The 21640-nt window shown below is 67.5% G+C and carries 12 protein-coding genes and 1 tRNA gene; 3 read left to right on the top strand and 10 right to left on the bottom strand.

The annotated features are described in order from the left end of the window. Positions 1 to 8: 8 nt before the first annotated feature. From KF684_05115 to KF684_05105, 3 genes are all read left to right on the top strand, one after another. Complete coding sequence (locus tag KF684_05115) at positions 9 to 1178, top strand: ABC transporter permease (protein MBX3352292.1); 1170 nt, start codon at positions 9 to 11, stop codon at positions 1176 to 1178. Between the two features lie 33 nt (positions 1179 to 1211). After that, positions 1212 to 1757: a hypothetical protein gene (locus KF684_05110; GenBank protein ID MBX3352291.1), complete on the top strand. Its 546-nt coding sequence runs from the start codon at positions 1212 to 1214 to the stop codon at positions 1755 to 1757. Positions 1758 to 1827: 70 nt separating this feature from the next. Beyond that, a complete protein-coding gene (locus KF684_05105; protein ID MBX3352290.1) occupies positions 1828 to 2889 on the top strand; it encodes an NAD(P)-dependent alcohol dehydrogenase in 1062 nt (353 codons plus the stop codon). Positions 2890 to 2970: 81 nt separating this feature from the next. Here the strand turns inward: KF684_05105 and KF684_05100 are convergent, their stop codons facing one another. The 10 genes from KF684_05100 to polA all read right to left on the bottom strand — a co-directional run bounded on the left by KF684_05100 (position 2971) and on the right by polA (position 21558). Then, positions 2971 to 3663, bottom strand: coding sequence for a hypothetical protein (locus KF684_05100; protein ID MBX3352289.1), 693 nt, complete (start codon positions 3661 to 3663; stop codon positions 2971 to 2973). A 143-nt stretch (positions 3664 to 3806) separates the two neighbouring features. Next, positions 3807 to 5231 (bottom strand): PP2C family protein-serine/threonine phosphatase, encoded by a 1425-nt coding sequence (locus KF684_05095; protein MBX3352288.1) that lies wholly within the window; start codon positions 5229 to 5231, stop codon positions 3807 to 3809. A gap of 67 nt (positions 5232 to 5298) precedes the next feature. Further along, complete coding sequence (locus tag KF684_05090; protein MBX3352287.1) at positions 5299 to 5808, bottom strand: VOC family protein; 510 nt, start codon at positions 5806 to 5808, stop codon at positions 5299 to 5301. A gap of 105 nt (positions 5809 to 5913) precedes the next feature. Then, a tRNA-Asp gene (locus tag KF684_05085) sits at positions 5914 to 5987 on the bottom strand. Between the two features lie 90 nt (positions 5988 to 6077). Then, positions 6078 to 8057, bottom strand: a complete 1980-nt coding sequence (locus KF684_05080; protein MBX3352286.1) for a polymer-forming cytoskeletal protein — start codon at positions 8055 to 8057, stop codon at positions 6078 to 6080. A gap of 196 nt (positions 8058 to 8253) precedes the next feature. Then, the gene (locus KF684_05075) at positions 8254 to 12042 is read right to left on the bottom strand and encodes a hypothetical protein (GenBank protein MBX3352285.1); all 3789 of its coding nucleotides are present in this window, start codon (positions 12040 to 12042) and stop codon (positions 8254 to 8256) included. 21 nt (positions 12043 to 12063) lie between these two features. Then, positions 12064 to 14028 (bottom strand): hypothetical protein, encoded by a 1965-nt coding sequence (locus KF684_05070; GenBank protein ID MBX3352284.1) that lies wholly within the window; start codon positions 14026 to 14028, stop codon positions 12064 to 12066. A gap of 204 nt (positions 14029 to 14232) precedes the next feature. Continuing rightward, on the bottom strand, positions 14233 to 16290 hold the full coding sequence (locus KF684_05065; GenBank protein MBX3352283.1) for a hypothetical protein: 2058 nt from the start codon (positions 16288 to 16290) through the stop codon (positions 14233 to 14235). A gap of 34 nt (positions 16291 to 16324) precedes the next feature. Next, on the bottom strand, positions 16325 to 18406 hold the full coding sequence (locus tag KF684_05060; GenBank protein ID MBX3352282.1) for a hypothetical protein: 2082 nt from the start codon (positions 18404 to 18406) through the stop codon (positions 16325 to 16327). A gap of 197 nt (positions 18407 to 18603) precedes the next feature. Then, positions 18604 to 21558 (bottom strand): DNA polymerase I, encoded by a 2955-nt coding sequence (gene polA, locus KF684_05055; protein ID MBX3352281.1) that lies wholly within the window; start codon positions 21556 to 21558, stop codon positions 18604 to 18606. Positions 21559 to 21640: the final 82 nt, after the last annotated feature.

Raw genomic sequence — 21640 nt, 5'->3', positions numbered from 1 at the left:
GGAGAGCGATGAAGGTGCTTCCACTGGAGTATGCGGTTCGAAACCTCGCGCGTTCGCGGCAGCGGATGTCGCTCGCGGTGCTTGGGAGCACGCTCGTCGTGCTGCTGGTGCTGACCGCGGCGTCGTTCGTCCGGGGGATGACCTCGGCGCTGGCGGCGAGCGGGGGGGAGCACAATGTGATGCTCGTCGGCACGGGAAGCGAGGATTCGATCGAGCGGAGCGAGATCCCGTCGAACACTGCGGGCATCGTCGGCTCGACCATCCGGGGCATCCGGGAACACGCCGGCGCGGCGTTCGTCTCGCCGGAGGTGCATCTGCAGCTGCCGCTGCGCGTGGGAGAAAGTTCCGGCGGGTCGCTCGTGTTTGTCCGGGGCGTGACGCCAGCTGCGATGCTGGTGCACGACAGGGTGCAGATCGTCGAGGGTCGCTTTCCCCGGCCTGGCGTCGACGAGGTGATGGTCGGGGTTCGCGCGTCGGACAAGCTCGGGGTTGCGGGCTCATTGCTGGGCGTCGGGTCTTCGGTGCGGATCGACGCGCGGGAGTGGACCGTCGTCGGGCGGTTCGTCGCGCCCGGGACCGTTGCCGAGTCTGAGGTGTGGGCCCCGCTCAACGACCTGAAGGAAGCGACCAGGCGTGAGAGCGACTCCGTGGTCGTGGTCACGATCGATCCGGAGCGAGCCGAGTTCGCCGATGTCGAGGCGTTCGCGCGGACGCGGCTCGACCTGCGCGTGAGCGCACTGCCCGAGCGTGCGTACTACGCAGGGCTCTCCGAGTTCTTCGGCCCGATACGCGTGGTCGCGTGGGTGACGGCCGGGCTGATCGCGATCGGCGGCGTGTTCGGGGGGCTCAACACGATGCACGCCGCGTTCGCGTCGCGCGTGCGAGAGATCGGGATGCTGCAGGCGCTGGGGTTCCGTCGGCGCACGATCGCGCTGAGTCTGACGCAGGAGTCGCTGCTGGCGACGATGATCGGCGCGCTGCTGGCGTGCGCCCTCGCGGCGTTGCTGCTCGACGGGGTGGCGGTGCGGTTCTCGATGGGCGTTTTCGGGCTGGTAGTGGACGCGGGCGTGCTCGCGCTGGGGCTGTGCGCCGGGGTGGCGCTGGGCCTGGTGGGAGCGATGCCGCCCGCGGCGCAGTGCTTTCGGCTCCCTATCCCTGTCGCGTTGAAATCGGTTTGATTCGTTTCCCCTTGGCATGAGAGGATTGATGCGATGATGAAGCACACGGTTCTGGTCGTTTCGCTGCTTGGGTCTCTGGGGTTGGCGGCGGGGTGCGAGCGATCGTCCCCTTCGGAGAGCGGCGTGCCGTCTGCGCCGGTCGCGTCGGCGCCCGCGGGGTTGTTCGCGTCGCTGCCGACCGACGGCGCAAAGTCGGTGGTCGAGGCGAAGTCCGCGGCGCGCGAGGGCGAGACGGTCCTCGTGCGCGGCCGGATCGGGGGCAGCGTGTCGCCTTTCGTCGAGGGGCGGGCCATGTTCACGATCGTCGACGCCGCGATGCCCGCGTGCTCCGACACGCCCGGCGACGGTTGCAAGACCCCGTGGGATTATTGCTGCGATGATCCGGCCGACATCGCGCGTCACGCGGCGACCATCGCGGTGAACGGCCCGGACGGCGGCGTGCTGCGCGCCTCGTTGAAAGGGCAGGGCGGCCTGCGCGAGCTTGCGACCGTCGTGGTGCGCGGGACGGTCGCGCAGTCGGATGGTTCGGTCCTCGTGATCCACGCGGATACGATCAGCGTCGTCGAGCCGGGCCAGTAACCGGCGTGCGGTCCGCGCGGGCGCGCGTACGCTGTCTACCCGCCCTTGCTTCCCCGAACCGGAGCCTCCCATGTACACCACCCCCGCCTTCGCCGCCGCCAGCGCGACCTCGCCGCTCGCCGCGTCCTCCATCCCTCGCCGCGATCCCACCGAGCGGGATGTGCAGATCGAGATCCTCTACTGCGGCATCTGCCATTCCGACCTGCACTACGCGCGGAATGAGTGGCGCGAGGTCATGCCGGCGGTGTATCCGTGCGTGCCGGGGCACGAGATCGTCGGGCGGGTCGTCAAGGTCGGGGGCGCGGTGACGCGGTTCAAGGCGGGGGACACGGTGGGGGTGGGGTGTCTGGTGGATTCGGACCGCACCTGCCCCAACTGCCGCGCCGGGGAGGAGCAGTTCTGCCCGGGGATGGTGCTGACCTACGGCTCGCCCGACCGGCACGGGACGGCGCCGGTGACCTACGGCGGGTACTCGTCGAGCATCGTGGTGGACGAGGGGTTCGTGGTGCGGATCCCGTCGAATCTGGATCTGGCGGGGGCGGCGCCGCTGCTGTGCGCCGGGATCACGACCTATTCGCCGCTGCGTCACTGGGAGGTGGGCAAGGGCAAGAAGGTGGGCGTGGTGGGGCTGGGTGGGCTCGGGCACATGGGGGTGAAGTTCGCGCACGCGCTGGGCGCGCACACGGTGGTGTTCACGACCTCGCCGGGCAAGCGCGAGGACGCGCTGCGCCTGGGGGCGGACGAGGTGGTCGTGTCGCGGAATGCGGACGAGATGAAGAAGCACGCGGGGAGTTTCGACTTCATCCTCGACTGCGTGTCGGCCGATCACGACATCAACGCGTACATCGCGATGCTGAAGCGCGACGGCAACCTGACGCTGGTGGGCGCGCCGGAGAAGCCCCTGCCGGTGGCGGCGTTCGGCCTGATCTTCGGCCGGAAGAGTCTGTCGGGCTCGCCGATCGGCGGGCTGGCCGAGACGCAGGAGATGCTCGACTTCTGCGGCGAGCACAACATCACGGCGGATGTCGAGGTGATCCCGATCCAGAAGGTGAACGAGGCGTACGAGCGGATGGTGCGCTCGGATGTGAAGTACCGCTTCTGCATCGACATGGCGTCGCTGAAAGGCGCGTGAGGCGTCGAGCCGAGCGAGCGGTGCGAAAGCCCCCGCACGGGCGGGGGCTGGGGGATGCGCGAGGATTGGCGTTCGTCGTGATCAGCGTCTGCGACGGGTCGCGGCGAGGCCGGCGAGAGCAAGCGCGGACGGCGCTGCCGGAGCGGGGATGATGCGGACGGAGAAGTGGGAGATTTCGGCGTGGGCGTTGGCGGTGCCGGTGCCGTCGCCGAGGGTGATGTAGTTCGCGTTGAACGCGCGGAGGTTGCGTGTGGCGATGAGTTCGCCGTTGATGTGGAGGGTGTAGGTCCCGGCGTCCCAGTCGCCGCGCCACACGAACTCGTTCCAGTCGGTGTTGTCTCGGAAGATGTTCTGGAGCGCGTCGAGACTGAGAGCGTTGGTGGCGAAGCCAGCGCTCATGCCGAGCCCGTCGCCGTAGACGGAGACGGAGAAGCCGTAGAAGAACTGGGCGACCTGCGAGGCGACGATGCGCGCGTTGAGGCGCATCTCGACGATGGAGTCGGACTGGATGACACCCGGTGCGAGGTCGTAGACGGCGAACATGCTGCCGGGTCGTCCCGAGCCGAAGGGCAGGCCCATGGTGTTGGAAGTGAGGATCGTGCCGTCGGTGGAGAAGATGCGTGTCTCGGGCGTGCCGGCGTCGTTGGCGGATGCCTCATACCGCCAGCCCGGCTGGGTGGAGGGCATCGCGCCGGTGTTCAGCTGGACAAGAACGCTGGCGAGTGCGGGGCTGGCGGCCAAAGCCGTTGCGGCGACGCTGATCGATCGGACCATGTATTGCGCTCTCCTCGTGCGAGCAACGGCGGCATGCCGTCGCAAGGCCGGATTATGCCGCGACTTAGGTGTCGATCAAGGGTTTGCGTGGGGGTCCGAGAACATCGTGGCGGGGGCGTTGCGCGAGGGGGCGCATGGCGTGTTCAGCGGCGCTGGATGACGACGAGTGTCATGTCGTCGCCCTGTGGGGCCCCGCTGGCGAAGGACTCGACCGCGCGGTCGATGGCGTGGACGATGTCGTCGGCCTTCCTGGCGGAGTTCTGCGCGACGAGGCGCGTGAGGCGCTCCATGCCGTACTTCTCGTTCTTGCTGTTGAACCGCTCGAGGTAGCCGTCGGTGAGCAGGACGAGGACATCGCCCTTGTCGAGGGAGAGGCGGTTAATGGGGCCGAAGTCTTCGTCGTGCATGATTCCGAGGGGGAGGGCGTCACCACCGAAGGACCGGACCTCGCGGCTGGCGGCTCGGTAGAGGAATGTCGGGCCGTGGCCTGCGGAGACGAGGTCGATGGCGCCGTCGGGGTTGAGCACAGCGACCGCCATGGTGACGAATCGCTGACCTTTGACATCGTCCACGATGAGTGAGTTGAGGCGTTTGAGGAGTTCGTCGGGTCCGGTGGAGGTCGGCGCGGTGGCGCGTGCGTACGCCCGGCAGACGGCCATGACGAGCGCTGGCCCGATGCCGTGGCCGGTGACATCGGCGATGGCGACGACGAGTTGCCCGTTGGGGAGGGGCTGCCAGTCGTAGTAATCGCCTCCGGCTTTGGTGGCGGAGCGTGCGATGGCGGCGATGTCGAAGGCGGGGTGCTCGGGCGGTTCAGAGGGGAGCAGGCCGCGCTGGATCTCCTGCGCGATGTCGAGGTCTCGCTCGATCTCCTTGAGTGCGCGGGCCTGTCGCTCGGCGGTGAGGGCCTCTTCGGTGGCGCCCTGGATGTATCGCCGGACGAAGTGTGAGACGAGCGAGGCGGCTGCGCCGGCGCAGAGGAGGAGGAGGCCGTAGGACGCGAGCATCGGCAGCATCGTGTGGGTCACGCCCCCTCTGCGGAGCGTGTCGTAGACGAGCACCCAGTAGGCGATGGCCGCGATGACGCCGGTGGTGAGGGAGAAGAGCGGGCGGAGGCGCAGGACCGAGAGCATGATGACGATCGGCACGATGAGCAGCGCCGGGGGCGACAGCGTGACGAAGGGGTCGCTTGCGGAATTGAAGTGGAGGATCAGCAGGACGGCGTAGGGGACGCCGAGGTCGATGGAGAGCCCGAGGTTGACGCGCCAGCGGGGCATGGGCTGCCCTCGCGCGAGCCGGCGCGAGGCGTCGATGAGGCCGAAGCACACGAGCGCGATGCCGATGACGAACACGAGCACTTCGGGCAGGAAGACGTCATTTTCCTGCATGACGCCGCCCCCGAATGCGCGACGGGCGACGATGGTGGCGAGGATGACCACGAAGCAGGCGAGCAGGATGGCGAGGCGCCACCGTTCGGCTCGGAGGAGTTGCTGCCTGAAGGATTCAGTGGAGGTAATGGAATGCTGGCGCGACATGGCGTGCCCTTGGGCGGCCAGGTCGGGGCTCATCGACTCGTCGCCTTATCGCCTGGGCTGGCGGATGGTACGGCGCCTCGACGGCGGCCGCGAGGGGCGGTTATTCCGTGGGCAGGTTGAGTTGCCACGAGACGCCGTAGCGGTCCTGGATGAACGCGAATTTCCTTGAGAAGCCGTAGTTGTCGGGTGGCATCATGACGAAGCCGCCCTCGGACAGCGCGGCGAAGACGCGGTCGAGATCGCGTTCGGAGTCGAAGTCGACGAAGAGCGAGACGGCGGGCGTGAAGTCGAAGGCGTGCTTGATGGGGCTCTCGGTAACGCCGATGCGCTGGCCGTAGATCTCGAAGAGGGCGTGCTTGATCGAGAGTTCCTTGGCGCCGACGGCGTTCTGGCCGTAGCGTTCGAGGGAGACGAGGCGTGCGTCGCGGAAGACCTCGATGTAGCGGTTGATGGCTTCTTCTGCGCGCCCGTCCTGGAACATGAGGAAGGGGGTGACGCGTGTGGTCATGGAGGTGTCTTGCGCGGAGGGTGCTGGCGTGGTCTGGCAGCCGGTGGTCGCGAGGAGGAGGATGCCAGCCGCGGCGGTGACGAGTGCTGGTGTGTTTCGCATGGCGGCAGTGTACGGAGTGTTGAGTCCGTATTGATCGCGGCGGCCATGGGGTAGTTCGGACGATTGGGAAAAACGAAAACCCCCGCCGGAGCGGGGGTTAAGAAGCGAGGCGGACGGGACTCGAACCCGCAACCACCGGATCGACAGTCCGGTACTCTAACCAATTGAGCTACCGCCCCTTCTGAGGTTGTCGTGCCTGCTCGACTAGATCGCCCGGGGGCGGGCCGGCCGGTCAGGGACGCGGAAATGTAGCCCCCGGGGGGCTGGTGTCAAGACTGCGCGAGCTTTCGCTTCCTCTCGGACGCCCCTGCGCCGCCCGGGAGGGCGTTTCCCGCTCTGCGCCGGGGGAGAAGGCCCATCGCCCCGGCGATCGCCGCGGCCCACGCGGCGCCGGGCGCCGGGATGACCAGCAGCGTGACCCCGGTCGAGTCGTACACGAGCTGGAGCGAGAGGTCGCCGGCGAGCCCGGGGAGCGTGGCGGTCATGAACTCGCCCTCGCGGCTGTGCGCGTCGAACAGACGCCAGCGCTGGCCCACGCACAGGAGCGACGCGTCGCCCGAGAGCGTGACGGCGAAGAGGCCCCCGAGCGTGAGGTCGCCCTCGACGACGACCGAGTCGGCGTGCGCGGCGCGGGGGGCGTCGACGGCGAGGTCGAAACGCGTGGTGAGCAACGGGTTGTCGGACAGGGTGAGGTCGCCGACGAAGCGGGCTTCGCCGACCTGGTTCAGGAGGCCGGGCGCGAAGACGCCGCGCTGGATGGTGGTTCCGTTCTGCGTGGCGATCTCGCCGCGGACCCCGAAGGGGCCGATCGCGAGGACCTGCCGTGCCGAGAGGTTCGCGTCGACATCGGTGGAGTTGAGCGAGGCGGCGCCGGTGATCGTGGCGTCGAAGTCGAGGGTGCGCTGCCCGACGGTGAAGGACGCGTTGCCCCCGACGAAGAGCGCGCCGTCGTCGATGGAGATGCGCTGGGCCCCGGTGTGGGTGAGCGAACCGAGGACGGTGAGGTCGCCTGCGGTGTGCGTGTAGGCGACATTCTGGATGGAGAGGTTGCCTTCGACGCGGGCGTCGGCGCCGACGATGGTCGGGACGCTGAGGGTGGCGTTTCCATCGACGAAGAGCCCGCCGTCGAAGGTGAGCGAACCGTTCGGGGTTGTTCTCGTCGCGACGAGCGAGCCGCCGGCATGGAAGAGGCCGCCGGAGGAGACGACGCGGTTCGTGAACGACACATCGTTGCGGAAGGTTGTGGCGCCGGCGACGGTGAGCAAGCCTGTCGGGGAGGAGGCGAGGAGCTCGTAGGTGTCGGCGGTGAAGGCGCCGTTGATGGTGAGGTTGGTCGGGACTCGGACGCGTAGCCCCGGGCTCGCGATGAAGTCGCCGTTGATGGTCGGGTTGAAGCCATCGAGATTGAGCAGGCCTGTGCCGGTGAAGGCGGCGCCTTCCAGCAGATTGATGTGGGAGGGCATGTCAAGCGTGAGTGTCGCACCGGCGTTGATGGCGAACTCCCCTGCGTGGGAACTGTTGGCGCAGAGGGTAATGCGTCGCGATCCCTCGATGACGGAGACGATCCCATGATTGGCGACGAGGCTTCGGGTGGGATTCTGTTGCGGAAAGGGGCTTGGGTCGACGCCGACGAATCGCAGCTCGCCGTTGTTCTCGATCGAGCCGAGATGGATGTATGCCTTAGCATGGAGGACGATGACGCCATCGTTGCGGAGAAACCCATTCGCGAACCCCGTCTGCGTCAGCGCCAGTTCCGAGTTGTCGAAGAGCGTGATGGTTCCTTTGTTGTGGACGGGACCCTCGACTCGGAGATAGCTGAAGGTCCGCGGTCCGCTGAGCGCCACTTCAACCAGCGCGTCCTTCTCAAACACGATCTGGGAAGCGGCGATCCAGTTTGTCTGCGCCCGATAGTTTCCCCGCACCAGTCTGAAGGTATCGGTGGCGGCGAGATTGGGGTGAAAGATGGTCGTATCAGATGAATCGATGGTGATGTTGCGCGCAACCGCCTGCACGATCGACCCACGACGGACCGTGTACGGCGCCCCAACCGCGTCGATGACGACATCGTACAGCACGCCCCCCGCGTTGATGGGCGGGACTCCCGTGGACCAGTTGGCGCCATCGGACCAGAGCCCGTCGGTGGGCGCGAGCCAGCGCGCCTCGACGACGGTCCCCGCGCTCGCGGCGACAGCGAACGCGCAGGTGGCGAAAGCGGCAGAGGACAGGCGCGCCGTTCGGCGTGTGTGCATTTCCGGCTCCGCGGTGCTGACCGTAGGCCCTGCGGATACTCCTCCGACCGGGCCCCGGGAACTGTGCGACGCCAGTATGGTGAGAATGTTGCGCGATTGCAAGAGAAATAGGCGTTCCTGCGCGGGAGAAAAGCGGGCGCGCTCCCTGTCGTAAGCGCGGCCGGCGTGTCGTGAGAATCTGGGAAGTCTGGACCGTTCAGCGGCGTGGGCGACGGGCGCCGGCGAGTGCCGCGAGGGCGAGGGGCATCGCGCTGCCCGGCCCCGGGACGGAGGACCCGAAGAAGGTTCGGCCGAAGTTCGCGAGGACGATGTTGAGGTCGTTGAAGTCCACGACGCCGTCCGCGTTGGCGTCCCCTGCGAGGAGCGAGCCGGAGGCGCCGTAGCCGTTCAGGACGAGGTTGAGGTCGCTCATGTCGACGACCATGTCGGCGTTGAGGTCGGCGATGTGGCGCACGAGGACTTCGAGACTCGGATCGGACGGGACATCCGAGGCGCGGAGCATCAGGCGCAGCTCGGGGTTGGCGAGTGTGTCGAAGAGGACTGCGTCGAAGGCCCCGTGTACCTGGTTGGTGTGGAGGAGGTCCCAGCGCTGTCCGAGCGCGATGGTCGTGTCGTCGGTGATGGCGATCTCGAGGACGCCGTCGAGGTAGGCGTTCCCGGTGGCGACGAGGCCGGGTGAGGAGGTGTTGGGCTCTCCGAGCTCGAAACGGATCGAGGAGTCCTCGCCGAGCACGAGGTCGCCACGGATCTCGACCCTGGTTCTGCTGTTGAGCCGGATGTCGCCGAAGTTGAAGACGCTCATGTCTTCGAGGTAGAGCGACGCGAACTGCTCGATGGCGAAGAGTCCGTGGTTCTCGAGTCGCGAGACGCCGTAGGAGTCCATGCGACCGGCGCGCTTCACGACGATCTCGCCGTGGTTCCGGAGAGTGTCGACGCCGGTGGGGGCGAGAATCTGGAGGTTTCGGGATGTGGTCCCGGTCGGGTTGCCGGTCGCGGTGATGCCGCCGGATTCGGAGATCGTGACGACGCCGCTGGCCGGGGTTTCGAGGCGGATGTCGACGAAGCGATTCTCCTGCTGGACGAGCATGCCGTTGAGACGCGCGTTGCTTTCAAGAATGATCTCATCATCGGTGGTCATCGAGCGGAATCGGACCCCATCACCGAGTCGCACGATGGAGGACGCGACGACATCCCCGGTGAACTCGATGTTCGCGAGTCTGGTGAACGGTTGGAACGATGAGGAAGACCCGAACACGAGGAACGCCTGCCCGTCGCGGTTGTCGACGACGCCGTTCGTGAGGGACTGGCGCGAGCCGAGCCCCCACTGGCCGTCGCTCGCGCCGAGCGCGAGGGTCTGGCCGTTGAGATCGATGGAGCGGTTGACGATGACGCGCCCGGTCGAAAGGTCGTTGCGATCGTTGAGGAGTTCGCTGAACTGGAACGGGTTGGCGATGCTCAGCATGCCGCCGTTCAGGGTGATGGAGCCGGGGTTCGTGAACGGGAGCGCGCCGAGGATGGTGAGCGAAGCGGTCGGGGCGAGCGTGATGTCGGCTTCGTTGACGACGGCGGCGGAGCTGAGCGTGAGGTTCGAGCCGGGGGAGAGCGTCCAGTCCGTCCGGTTGATGAGCGATCCCGTGAAGGTCGACTCGACGGTGAGGCGGCTTGTGGGATCGAAGGTGACCTGCCCGGCCTGCGCCACCCCGGCGCTGGACGAGGCGAGCCGGATGGTTCGGTTGGCGCCGCCGGGGAGCATGAGGTGTCCGAGTTCGGCGAGATCGGTCGCGGTGATCGTGCCGCGAGCGAAGCGTGTCTCGGCGATCGCGCTGCCGACGACGCTGACGTTTCCGTCGAGGATATCGACTCGGTCGGCGAGCACGTTGAGGAGCGTCGCGTTGGCGTTGGGGTTGATGGTCACGCCGCCGGTGATGGTGAGATCGCGGAGCGCGATCGGGCCTCTGTCGAGCGTCAGCGAGGCGCCCTCGCCGATATGGATCTCGCCGTTGCGCGCCTCGGCGGAGAGGTTGGGGAAGAAGTTGCTCCCGAGGCGGATATCGCCGTGCTCGGCGCTGAGCGTGATGGACTGGCCCTGCAGGTCGAGCGTGGCGCCGATGGCGATGACGCCCTGGTTCATGATGCCGCCGCTGAAGAACGACGCGTCGAGAGGGCGCCCTGCGCCGAGTCGGACGACGCTCAGCTTGCCTCCCGGCGCGATGTTGAGCTGGCCTTGGGCGAGGTCGAGCCCGGTGGTGGTGACGAGTTCGCCGTTGGGATCGATGGTGATGGTCCCGCGATTGACGAGGTTAGCTGCGGTCTGCAGCTGCCAGTAGTACCCGCCCCGGACGTTCCACCCGCCTTCGTTCACGAGCGTCTCGAACGGCACGCCGGCGGCCCAGCGCGGGCCGTTTGCAAGGCCGGTCCCGTTCACAAATGTGTTCGGCCCGAAGGTCAGCGTCTGCCCGGCGATCTCGCTGGAGAGCCAGTGCTGCGTCCCGCCCATCATGATCCCGATGGTGTTGAGCGTCGTCGATCCGTCGAAGCGGAGCTCGGGCGAGCCCGTGACCATGTCGACGAGGCCTTCGATCGTTGATCCGTTGTGGACGCGGAGGAACGCGTTGCCCTGATCGAGCGCGATGCGGCCGGAGTACGCGACCCCGTCGAGCGTGTTGCTCAGGTTCGACGAGACGCTGAGCGACGCGTCCCAGGCGACGACGCTGCCGCCCCGGAGTATGCCCCCGTCGAGCGAGATTCGGTCGGGCAGCGAAGCGAGGTCCAGCGTCTGGTTCTCGTTGAGAAGCGTCCCGGCGATGGCGACGGTGGAGTTGCTCCGGGTGATCTGGCTGAGGTCGGCGAGCGTGAACTCGCCTGCGACGCGGAGGGTGGAGTCGACGAGGTCGAAGCGTCCGGTGGAGTTGAGGCGCGACGCGTCGATGAAGACCGTCGAGCGCAGCGCGTCGATCGTGCCGGTGTTGATCACGCCGTTGCCGATGTTGAGCGTCGAATCGACGGCGGTGATCGCGCCGGAGTTCTGGATCCCGAGCGAGGAGAACGGGTCGTTGGAGGCGGCGGTGAAGACGCCGTTGTGAACATCGATGCTCGAGGTGTTGACGAACGCGGCGCTGGTGGTGATAAACGACGCGTTGTGCGCCTGGATCACGCCGTTGTTGGTGATGGTCGACGCGCCGAGGTTGATGCTGCCGGACAGCGCGGAGATGCGCCCGTCGTTTACGATCGATTCGTTCGTGTACCCGACCGTCCCGATGAAGCCCCGCCCGGCGAAATCGGCGGCAGTCTCGACGACGGCGGCGCTGGCGAAGTGGATGACCCCGTCGTCGGCGGTGGTGCGCACGATGCGCAGCAGCGTGCCCGGGCCTTCGAACAGGAGGGACCCGTGGAGGGGGGCGCTGTCCTCGAACTCGAGCACGCTGGAGTTGCCGGTCATCCTCACGCTTTCGAGCGACGAGTTCGCGACGCGCAGGAAACCGCCGGTGTCGATCCGCACGTCGCCGAGGACGGTGGCGCCTTCGATGCGGCTGGGCTGGTTTCCCTGGACGCGCAGCGCGCCTGCGCCGAGGATGGACCATGTCCCGCCGCGGATCGTCCCGTTGTTGAGGAGGAGCACGCCGCCGACCGAGGGGTCGGCGTGGTCGCCGATCGTCGCTGAGCCGGCGAGCTCGAGAACGCCCCCGCTGACGACGGAGACGGTCGCGTCGGTCGAGGTGAGCGCGAAGGTGTTGAGGGCGGCGAGCGTGTTGAGGGTGATCGTGTAGGGCGACCCGGTCGCGGCGATGCGCGCGTCGGCGTTGATCGCGCCGGGGAGTCCGGGCGCGACGCCCAGCGACCATCGCGTCGGGTTGGTCCAGGCGCCGGACTCCGCGAGGAGCCATTCGTTGGTAGGCGGTCCGGCGAGCGCGGCGCTGCCTGCGTATGCGACGAGGAACGCGGCGAGCGACGCGCGTCGGCGGCGGGAGTTGATCGGCTCTTGCATGTTGCCTCCGGGGGAAAGTGGTCAGAGGGTCGGGGTGCTTCGACGGTCGCGACGGGCGTGCGCGAGCGCGACGAGCGCGAGGAGCGTGCCCGCGCCCGGCGACGGGATCACGCGCAGGCCCAGGGCGGTGTCGGTCTGGAAGTAGTCCCACGACAGGGCGCCGGTCAGCGTGGGGAGATTCATGGCGAGGAATGCGCCGTCGATCGACGCCGCGGTGAGGAGGGTGAACTCGTCGCCGGCGCGCAGGGAGGCGGGGTTTCCGACGAGGTCGACGTTGAGGACGCCGTAGAGCTGTGCGCTGCCGGTGATGGTGAGGAGATCGGAGGCGGGGCCGCGTTCGCCGTCGGCGCCGACATCGAAGAGCCAGGACTGGTTGAGCGCGAAGGTGGTGGCGACATCGGCGTCGATGGTGGCGTGGGTGAACTCGCCGCGTGCGCCGAGGGAGAGGGCCGTGCCGGCGATGATGACGGTCGTGTTCGAGGTGATGTCGGCGGCGAGCTCCATCGTGCCGGCGCCGAGACGGATGAAGTTGGCGGTGACTTCCGCCTCGACACGGCGCGCGCCGATGATGGCCTGGCCCCCAGCGACGATGGGGACGTCGAGGAGCGAGCCCGGGTTGGACCAGGTGATGTTGCCCGTTGCGCGGAGCGCGGCGCCGTCAGCGAACTTCATCGAGGCGCCCTGCTGCACGACCAGCGACCCGTCGACGACGAACGAGTTGTCGAACAGCGCGTCGGCCTCGCGGATGGTGAGCGAGCCGGTGAAGGAGTTGTGGCCGGTCGCGTGGATGGAGGCGGCGCGCAGGGTGGTGACGCCGTTGGCGGCGATATCGCCCTCGAAACGCAGGTCGCCCTGGGCGTTGAGGGTGAGGGGCCCACTGGAGGTGATGCTCTCGGCGAAGGTCGCGGTCTGCGCGGCGAGGTTGAAGTTCGAGGTGGTCAGCGCGGCGCGGAAGTCGGCGTGCTGCTCGACGACGAACGACGTGGCGGCGCGGAAGCGGAGCTCGTCGTGGGCGACAAGCGACTCGGCCCGCCCGACGATCTGCGCGCCGGTGTCGAGAGCGCCGTTGAGGGTCATCGGCGCCACGCCCTGGCCCTGGAGCTCGACCCGGAGCGTGTTGACGAACGGGTCGGGGTTGATGAAGTAGTGGTGGCTGCCGATCAGTTCGAAGACCGCTCCGGAGGACTCGCCCTGGAAGACGCCCTCGTGGATGAACCGAGTCGCGCTGAATCTCGCGGTTGCGTTGGCGGGAAAGAGGCGGACGCGACCGCGGTTGGTGAAGTCCTCGTCGATGATGGCGCCGCTCGTGCTGTCGAAGATATTGATATCGCCGGTGTTCAGGAGATCGCGGAAGAGGAGCGTGGAGTCTGAACCGCTTGTGCTGAGCACTCCTGTGTTTTCAAAGAACCCGGCGGTGAGGGTGTTGAACCGCGCGGAGCCGTGGTTGGCGTCGCGTGTCTGGAGCGTGTTGTTGCGGTTGAGCGTGGCGGACCTCGCCGAGAAATTATGGGAATCGTTGCGGAAGACGCCCCGGACATCGAGAACGCCCCAGATGGCGTTGAATCGAGTCCCGGACTCGAAGGACGCGTTCCCGTGGACGGCGAAGACGCCGGACTGAAAGGCGCCGTCTTCGTCGACTTCGATCCATGCGGAGTCCGAGACGAGAAGATCGCCGCTGAGCGTGAGCGGCGCGTTGCGGAGCAGGACGGCGTTGCCCCCGAGCGTGAGCGTGCTCAGGGAGACAGCCGAGCCGAGCGTGACGACATAGGGCGTGGCGCCGAGCGCGTCGATGCGCGCCTCGGCGCCCGTGAACGCGCCGACGCCCGGCACGCCCTGCGGCGACCAGTTGCCGGCGGCGCTCCAGAGCCCGTCGACGGGGTTGGTCCAGAGGAAGAGCGGCGGCGTGTCGCCGGCGCGCGTGGTTGATGCGGCGAAGGAAGCTGCCGCCACGAACGCGGCGGTGACGGTGACGGAACGGGTGTGCATAAGCGCCTCCGAAACTGCGATACGGTCTGGCCCTGTGGAAACTCCTCCGACCGGGCCCCGGGAACTGTGCGTGCGCAGTATCGCGCATCTCGGTGGGCAACGCAAGAGAAATGTTCGGGGCGTGGGAAAAAAATTATCGGCGGCGCGCAGGACACACTCGCGCGTGCATGAAGGCGGTGTGTGAGTCTGGAGAAGCCGGGCCGGTCAGGCGCGACGCCTGCGGGTCGCGGCGATGCCGGTGAGGGCGAGGAGGGCGGCCGGGCCGGGGGCTGGGATGACGCGGAGTGTGAGGGAGTGGGCGTCGTAGACGAGTTCGAGCGAGAGGCCGCCGGCGAGCGTGGGGAGCGAGAGCGGGTCGAACTGCCCTGTGAGGCCCTCGGTGGCGTGGATGAGGGTGAAGGACTGGCCGAATGCGGCGTCGCTGAGGTTGAAGTAGGTGAGCGCAAGGCGACCGGCGAGAGACATCTGGCCTTCGACTTCGAGGGTGCGCGCGAGGTCGGATGCGAAAAGAACGGAGGACTGGAATGAGGGCACGACCTGGTTCGCCGGGCGCGTGAGCGTGACATCCGCGTGGATGCGGCTGGTGAAGTCGGTGGAGGATCCGGGGAGCGGTGCGAGGATGATGCGTGAGGTTGTGAGGGAGGTGTCGGCGGTGAGCGTGAGTTCCCCGTCGAGGGTGATCGTGGTGCTGGGCGCGGTAGTGAAGGAGCCGATCGCGACGCTTCCCTGAATGGATGTTGAGGACGCTGTGAGGGTGCCCCCGATGGCTGAGCCATCGTTGAGAGTGGTCGTGCCTTGCGTTGTGGTGAGGTTGCCGGAGACGGTGGTGAGGCCGTCGACGCGCCATTGCCGGACGCGAGCGGAGCCATCGACCTGCGCGTCGCCGGAGACGATGAACGCCACGGAGTTGTCGAGGGCGTTGGAGTTGAGGTTGCCGCCGACGGTGATGTCTCTGGTGGAGTTGACGGAGGCGGCCGGTGCGATCGTCAGATCGGCGCCGGTTGTGAGCGATGTTGCGGAGAGGTCGATGGCTCCGCCGAGGTGTGTGTTTCCGCCGACGTTGATGGATGTCGAGGTCGTGACGCCAGCGAGAAGGATCTCGAGCCCGCCGGTTGGCGCGAAGTCGTCCTGGATGGTGATGCCGGACGAGTTGAGAACGAGGGAGAGTCGCCCGCCCGAGGCGAGCGTGGCGAGCTGGCTCTGGGTGGGACCAGACCCTGAAAAGCCGCGGAGCGTGGTCGTGCCGGCATTGACGATGGAGCCGACATGGGTTCCGTGAATGCGGAGGTCGTTGTCGGCGAGGATGTCGCCGGTGATGTCGTTGGACTGGATGGTGACCGTGCCGCCGCCCTCGAAGCGCGTGCCGGGGTTGAGGCGGATGTAGCCGAGCACGTTGCTGGATGAGGTGCGCGTGGTGAGTGTGAGGGAGGATGTTGCGTCGATGGTGAAGAGGCCGGCGCTCTCGGAGGAGCCGACTATCTCGACGGCGGCGTCGTGGAGGGTGATCGAGCCGGAGTGATGGAACCCGGTGCGAGGCACGTCGGATGCGATGCTCTCGCCCTCGATGACCGTGACCGGCTGGTTCGGGAAGCTCGAATCGGGTCGTTCCGTGAACACCATGGCGCCCTCATTGATGATCGTGCCGGCGTAGATCCCGGCGGCGGCATCGGCATGGATGCGTCCGGTGTGGGCGTTGGTGAGGGTTGTTGTTTGGGAGGTGATGAAGTTGCGAAGCGCGACGAGTTCGGTGTTGCGCCCGAGTTCGACGAGGCCTTCGTTCGAGAAGAGCGACATTCCATTCCTGATAGTGAGCCGGTTGGCGGAGAAGCCCGACATGCCGTTGGTGGGGATTCGGAGCGTGCCGCGTTCTCCGATGAGCAACGAGCGGTCGGGCGCGCTGTGGAGCGTCGTGCTCGAGAACTCCAGCACGCCTGCGCGGACGTCAATGTCGCCGGTCGCCCAGGAGAAGTTCGGTAAGAACGAGCTGCCGCCGATGCGGAGCGTTGCGTCGGCGCTGTTGAGCGTGAGCAGCGGGATCACGGGCATGGTGAGGCCGACGTTCTGAATCGTGTACGGGGCGCCGACGGCGTCGATGAGGGCTGGGGTCATCGAGTTTGGCAGAAGGTTGCCGACCCAGCGGTTCGGGTCGACGAACGCGCCGCCGACCGGGGCGGCCCAGCGCGCGACGGTGGGCGTGCCTGCGTGGGCTGCGGCGGTGACGACCGCGGTGCAGGTGAGCGCGACGGAGTGTGCGGTGCGCATGGGGTGCTCCTGGAAAGGGCGAGGCGTTTGTGGTTCAGCGCGAGCGGCGGCGGGTTGCGGCGAGGCCGGCGAGGGCGAGGAGGGCGGCGGTCGCGGGGGTGGGGACGACGACGAGGCGGACGGAGTTGGCGTCGTAGACGACGTCGAAGGAGAGGCCGCGGGTGAGGTTGGGGAGGAAGAGGAGGTCGAACTCGCCGGTGAGTGTGGCGTTGGAAGCGGGGGTTGCTGCGAAGAGGGTGAAGGAGTCGCCGAAGGAGAGGTTGGCGGCGTCGCCGAGGAGGCGGATGTCGAGCGTTCCGGCGAGGAGGGAGTCGGCGCCGAAGCGGATCTGCTCGTTGGTGAGGGTGTCGGCGTCGATGAGGAGGCGGAAGCCGGAGCGTGTGGCGGGCGTCAACGGGACATAGCGGATCTCGAAGCCGTTGTCGAAGGTCACGAAGCGGAGCGGATCGGGGTTGATGCGCTGCGTGAGCGAGACTTCGACTCTGTCGATGATTGCGCGCTGGTCGCGCGCGTCGATCGTTGCGCCGTAGCGGAGTCTGACGGTCCCGCCGCCGACGCCGCCGACGCCGTCGAAAGCGATGGTGTCTGCGGTGACGCTGTCGTAGATGCCGGCGGTGGCGCGGAAGGAGCTTTCGGAGAAAATCGGGAGGCGGGCCTCGAAGGCGGCGGAGCGGATGTCGACGCTGCCCCCGAAGTAGATCGCGTCGTTGCTGAGGTTTCTCTCGAAGAGGGAGGTGTCGCCGACGATCTGGGTGAAGTCTCCGTCGACGACTACGGTCCCTCGGAGCTCGTTGCTGGCGCGGAGATTCCCGTTGATGCGGCCGCCGCGGTTGAGGGTGACATTCCGGGCGTCGCCCTGGATGAGCGCGTCGGCGTGGAAGGTGGCTCGTTCGAACGCGGCCATGTTCCCGCGGATGATGGCGCTGGCGTGGAAGACGGCGTTGTTGGGCTCGCCGCCGGTCGAGTTGGGGGCGAACGCGCCGTCGAACTGTCCGTGGAAGGTGAGGTCTCGTCTGCGAGCGATGAGTGTTTCGCCGACGGTGACGGGCGCCATGAAGACGGCGTCGGTTCTCGGGGCCTGGGCGAAGATCAGGGAGCCGCCGATGGTGAGGGCGCCGGCGAAGACGCCGCCCTGCGTGATCTCGAGGTCGCTCTCGATGTTGACGGGGCTGATGATGAGTTCGCCTCGCACGGCGCGGGTGAGGCCGGGCCCGGTGATGCGTGAGCCGGGGAGGAAGGTCTGTGCGGAGGCGAGGGTCAGGCGTGCGCCCTCGGCGATCTGGAATTCGCCGGTGTGCGTGCCTGCGGAGTCGAGGGTGAGGTTGCTGCGGGCGATGCTGACGAGGCCGTGGTTGTTGAACACGGTCTGGAAGTCGGGGTTGGTGGTGGTGGAGTTCTCACCGATCAGAGCGCCGACGAAATTCTGCCCCGGGCTGGGGTTGATCGAGGGGTCGTTCGCGACATGGATCGTGCCGCGGTTGGTGATGACGCCCCCGAAGAGGACGTTCTGGCCCTGGAGCGTGAGGGCGCCGGTTTCCCCGATGTTGACGCGAGGGGTAGGGAAGCCGTTCATGACGCTGTCGGGCGCGAAGACGAGCATGGCTCGGCCCTCGATGCGTCCCGTGCCGTTGAGCGTGAGATCGCGTCCGAGTCGCGCGCTGCGCAAGGTGTTGACGGGTGATGCCTCGACGCTGAAGCGTGCGTTCTGTTCGATGGTGATGGGGGAGAGGTCGCGTCCGCGCGATCCGGAGGCGAGACGCAGTTCGCCGCGGCGGACGGTGATATGCGCGTCGGACAGAGGTGCGTTGATCGATTCAATCACGCTGAAGAGCACGGTGGCGTCGTCGCTGTCGAGCAGCAGGGGGAACATCCGCGCGGCGGTGGTGAAGTTCACTGTGTACGGCGTGCCGACGGCGTCGATGAGCGCGGGCATGGCGCTGGTGGGGAGCGCGCCGGTGTCCCAGTTGGCGGGGTCGAGGAATGAGCCGCTGACGGGCGCGGACCAGCGTGTGAACTGCTGGGGGCCGGCGTGGGCCGCGGCGGCGAGGGCGAGGGTTGCGAGCGTGGTGATCGCGCCGGCGCGGGTGGCGCCCTGGCGGGGATTGGTTGTCGGCATCTGACTGCTCCCTTGTGCGCCCTTCGGCCTCCGGAAGGGCTCGGCCTCGTCGTGCGCGCGCTTCACGGATGCGCGACGCAGGGCGATACACGTTCAGTTCACAGGAAGATTCGCGTCTTGTCAAGCAGAAAATGAAAAAATCGTTCGTTGCGGCCCGCCGGACGATAGATCGGGCTCGTGGCGTGGGGCGGGGCTGTCTACTTGCCCTCGAACCAGTTCTGCGCGATCGACGCGTCGGCCTTCAGCGGCACGCGCAGGGACATTGCGCGCTCCATGCGCTGCACGATCAGCGCACGCGTGTCTTCGGCGCGATCATCCGGCGCTTCGAAGACGAGTTCGTCGTGGATCTGCAGCAGCATTCTCACCCCGGGGATCGCGGGCTGCGCGGGGAGGTCCTTCGCGGCGCGCAGGTGGGGGGCGTGCTCGCTGAGGCGCGTGTGCAGGTCGAGCATCGCGACCTTGATGAGGTCGGCGGCGGAGCCCTGCACGACGGAGTTGATCGCCATGCGTTCACCCAGCGAGCGCTCGTTAGGGCGCTTCGAGTGGATCTGAGGTATGGGTCGGCGGCGCCCGAGCATGGTCTCGACATAGCCGTGGCGCTGCGCGAAGGCGATGCACTCTTCGAGGAAGGTGGAGATGCCGGCGAAGCGCTGTTTGTACTGCGCGATGATGTCGGCGGCCTGCTTGTCGGTGAAGCCCTCGCCCAGGCGGCGCGAGAGGCCGTAGGCGGTGATGCCGTAGACGATGCCGAAGTTGACCATCTTGGCGGCGTCGCGCTGCTGGCGCGTGACGGCGTCGGGCTCGGTGTTGTTGATCTGCGCCGCGACGGCGCGGTGGATGTCCTGGCCTTTGTTGAAGGCGTCGATGAGCGCCGGGTCTTGCGAGAGGTGCGCGAGGATGCGCAGTTCGATCTGCGAGTAGTCGGCGGAGACGAGCGAGCGCCCGGGCGGGGCGTAGAACGCGCGCCGGATCTCGCGCCCGATCTCGGAGCGGATGGGGATGTTCTGCAGGTTGGGGTCAGAGGAGGAGAGGCGCCCGGTGGCGGCGACGGTCTGGTTGAATGAGGCGTGGATGCGCTTCGTGTTGGGGTTGATCGCGTCCTTGAGCGCGACGAGGTAGGTGCTGACGAGTTTCGTGAGTTGGCGGTACTCGACGATGAGCGCCGGGACGGGCGACGCGACCGACGGGTCGGACGCGAGTTTCTCGAGGACTTCGATGTCGGTGGAATAGCCGGTCTTCGTGCGTTTGAGCGCCTTGATGCCCAGCCCGGGGGGCTCGGCGTCGGGCTTGTTGAAGAGGATCTCGGAGAGTTGCTTGGGCGAATCGGGGTTGAAGGGGCGCGGCGCGTGCTGGGCGATCTGGGCGCGCAGTTCGTCGATGCGCGTCGCGAGGCGGGCGGCCTGGCGGTCGAGTTCGGCGGGGTCGCAGGCGATGCCGTTCCACTCGAGTTCGGCGAGGACCTCGACGAGGGGCGTCTCGAGGTCGCTCATCAGCGCTTCGAGTTTCATCTCGCGGATCTGCGGCAGGAGCGCGTCGCGCAGGCGCAGCGAGACATCGGCGTCCTCGGCGGCGTAGATCGTCGCGAGTTCGAGCGGAACGGTGTCGAAGGTGCGCTGATCCTTTCCTGATCCAATCAGATCGGTGATCGGCACGCACTCGTGCTTGAGGAGGTCGAGGGAGAGGAAGTCGAGTTTGTGGGAGGAGCGGGAGGGATCGACGAGGTACGAGGCGACCATGGAGTCGAAGGCGATGCCTCGGAGTTCGGCGCCGGATTGGCGGAGGACGAGGAGGTCGTACTTGAGGTTGTGGCCGCACTTGGCGATGGAGGGGTCTTCGAGGACGGGGCGGAGCGCGTCGAGGACGGTCTTCTCGTCGAGGTGCTGTGAAGGATCGGGCGAGCGGACGGGGATGTAGAGGGCGTGTCCTGGGGAGGTGGCGATGCTTATGCCGCAGAGCGAGCAGAGGAGTGGTGAGAGGCCGGTGGTCTCGGTGTCGATCGCGAAGCAGCGGTTCGTGTTGGCGAGGGCGCGGAGTTCGGCGACGAGGGCGTCGAGGTCTTTCTTCGTGGTGATGGCGCGGTAGTGGTCGCGTGCAAGGGTGGCGCCTTCGGCGTGCGCCGCGAGGGTGTCGGCGACGGAGGGCGCGCCGAAGAGGGAGTCCTCGAAGAGCGTGCCGACGGAGGAGGTGGAGGCGGCGCGTTTCGGTGCGGGCTTGGGTTGCGCGTGTTCGGTTGATGGGGGCGTTGTATCGCCAGCGCCCGCGGGGTCGCGCTGTCCGAGGAGTTCTTTGACTTCGTCGTGGTAGCGGTTGAAGCCGAGTTCCTTGAGGATGGGCGGGAGCGCGCCGAGGTCGATGTCGCTGGTGCGCGCGGCGGCGAGGTCGAACTCGACGGGGACATCGCGGACGAGCGTGACGAGTTTCTGGGAGAGGGGGAGTTTGTCGGCTGCTTCGCGCAGGCGCTCGCCGCGTTTGCCCTTGATCTCGCTCGCGTGGGCGAGGAGGTTGTCGATGCTGCCGTACTGGGCGATGAGGTCGGAGGCGGTTTTGGGGCCGACGCCCTCGACGCCGGGGACATTGTCGACGCTGTCGCCCATGAGGGCGAGCATGTCGACGACCTGGGCGGGGGTGATCTTTTTCTCGTCGAGGAGTCGCGCGACATCGAAGACCTCGTCGGTGTGGATGTCGTACATCTCGACGCGGCTGTCTTCGAGGACCTGCTGGAGATCCTTGTCCTTGGAGACGAGGCGGATGTGGAGCGGCTCGCCGGACGGGTCTTCGCGCAGGCGCGTGGCGAGGGTGGCGAGGACATCGTCGGCCTCGACGCCGGCGACGCCCAGCACGGGGATGTTCATCGCGCGCAGGAGCGAGATGCAGCGTTCGATCTGCGGCGAGAGGTCCTGCGGCGGGGGCGGGCGCGTCGCTTTGTACGCGGGGTACAACTCGGAGCGGAAGGTCTCGCGGTCTCCGGAAACATCGACGACGACGGCGAGGTAGTCGGGCCTGTTCTGGCGGAGGAGTTTGAGGAGCATCCCGACGAACGCGAAGGTAGCGTTGGTGGGTTCGCGGGTGACGGGCGAGGACATGGGGGTGCGGATCGCGTGGAAGCCGCGGAAGAACTGGGCGTGGCCGTCGATGAGGTAGAGGGTTTTCATGGGGGAAGGCATGAGGCACGGGGCACGAGGCATCAGGGGGGAAGAGGGGGAAGGAGTAGGGTGAAGGTAGCAAGCCGAGTCC

The sequence above is a fragment of the Phycisphaeraceae bacterium genome (assembly GCA_019636675.1).
GTDB lineage: Bacteria > Planctomycetota > Phycisphaerae > Phycisphaerales > UBA1924 > JAHBXC01.
This window is presented reverse-complemented; position numbering and strand designations above follow the sequence as displayed.